This is a genomic window from Sphingobium sp. ba1 (assembly GCF_000743655.1).
In the GTDB taxonomy this organism is placed as follows: domain Bacteria; phylum Pseudomonadota; class Alphaproteobacteria; order Sphingomonadales; family Sphingomonadaceae; genus Sphingobium.
This window is the reverse complement of record NZ_JPPQ01000087.1, coordinates 1-1616: the sequence shown is the minus strand read 5'-3', so window position 1 is coordinate 1616 and position 1616 is coordinate 1. Positions and strand designations below refer to the sequence as shown.

The window sequence follows — 1616 nt, the reverse complement described above, 5'->3', positions numbered from 1 at the left end:
GGAATGTCCTCGACCGGCACGCCGAGGTGATAGAGCCATTCCTGGGTGATCTCCTCGCCGGTGCATTCCTGCATCGGCTTCTTCACGAAATCACCGGGCTTGTCGACGAAGAGCGCGTAGAACCAGGCGATCATCTGATCTTTGGGCTGCTTCTTGAAATGCGGCTGGCGATGGACCGTCCAGCTCAGCAGCCATGCGGAATCCTTCACGGTGACGATACCGGCGGAGACGATCTTGCCGGTAAAGGGGTTCCGCTTCGTGATCTTCTCGACATAGGCCGGAATGCGGGCGTCGAGGGCAGTGATCGACGCGGAGGCCCATTTCGTCTCCGGGATATGGGCGCCGAATACGTCCGGGCGGCCGAAGGCCGGATCCTTCGCCGCGATCCGCCGCCACAGGTCCCAGGCCGGCGCCGGTCCTTCGTTGAGCTTCGCCGGTGTCCTGTGGTCGCCATTGTCGGAATTCTCGGTCAGCGAGCCGATGGTAACGAAGACGAGATCGTCGGGCCCGAGATCAATGCCGCCTTCGACGCCGCGCTCCTTCCAGTGGATGCGCGTCGCCTGCTTGGAGCCGGGCTGGATGTCGAAATCGACATCGGTGACCTCGACGCCGTAGCGGAATTTAACCCCGTGATCGGTCAGCCACTTCACCAGCGGCAGGACCATCGATTCATACTGGTTGTAGCGATTGAACTTGAGCGAGGAAAAGTCGGCGAGACTGCCGATGTGATGGATGAAGCGGTGCAGGTAGAGCTTCATCTCCAGCGCGGAATGCCATTCCTCGAAGGCGAACATGGTGCGCCAGTAGAGCCAGAAATTGCTCTTGAGGAAGTCCTCGCCGAAGACCTCGTTGATGCGCTTGTTCTCCATCTCCTCCCGCGTCGCAAGGAAGACCGAGAGGAGATCCTTCTGCGCCTTGTCGTTGAGCGTTAGCAGCGCCTTGTCGGGCACGTCCTGACCCTGGTTCTGCGTCGTTCGCTGCAGCGAAAAGTTGGGATCGTCCTTGTTGAGCCGGTAGAACTCGTCGAGCACGCTGGCATCCTCGATCTCCAGCGAGGGGATCGAGCGATAGAGGTCCCACAGGCACTCGAAATGCTCCTCCATCTCGCGGCCGCCGCGAATGACGAAGCCCTTTTCGGGCACGTCCAGACCATCGAGCGCGCCGCCGGGGATTTCCAGCTCTTCCAATATGGTGATGCGGTCGCCCGAAACGCCGCCGTCGCGGATCAGGAAGGCGGCGCCGGCGAGCCCCGCGAGGCCCGAGCCGACGAACCACGCCGTCTTTTTGTCGGCGCCTTCCGGCTTGCGTGGACGGACAAAGGCTTCATAGTTTCCACTGCTATAATGCATGGCAAACTCCTGTTTTTCTTGTTGGGATCAGTCGGCGGGCTTGTAGCTGTAGAAGCCTTCGCCCGACGCGATGCCGAGCTTGCCCTTGTCGATGTAGTTTTCCTTCAGCCACGCGGCGAGCGACTGTGCGTGCTCATCACCGTGCGACAGGATGTTGTAGGGGGTGTTCAATCCGATGATGTCGTAGATCTGGAACGGCCCCATCGGCGCGCCGGTGGCGATCCGCCAGACCTTGTCGACATCTTCCGGCTCGGCATAGCCGCCGGC

General features: G+C 61.1%; 2 protein-coding genes. Both read right to left on the bottom strand.

The features are described from left to right. Positions 1-1349 (bottom strand): oleate hydratase (locus IL54_RS22070; RefSeq protein WP_037480956.1); only part of this gene is annotated, 1349 nt, incomplete at its 3' end. A 27-nt stretch (positions 1350-1376) separates the two neighbouring features. Next, positions 1377-1616, bottom strand: a 240-nt coding sequence (locus tag IL54_RS22065; RefSeq protein ID WP_037480953.1) for a 3-hydroxyacyl-CoA dehydrogenase family protein, incomplete at its 5' end; no start/stop codon positions are given.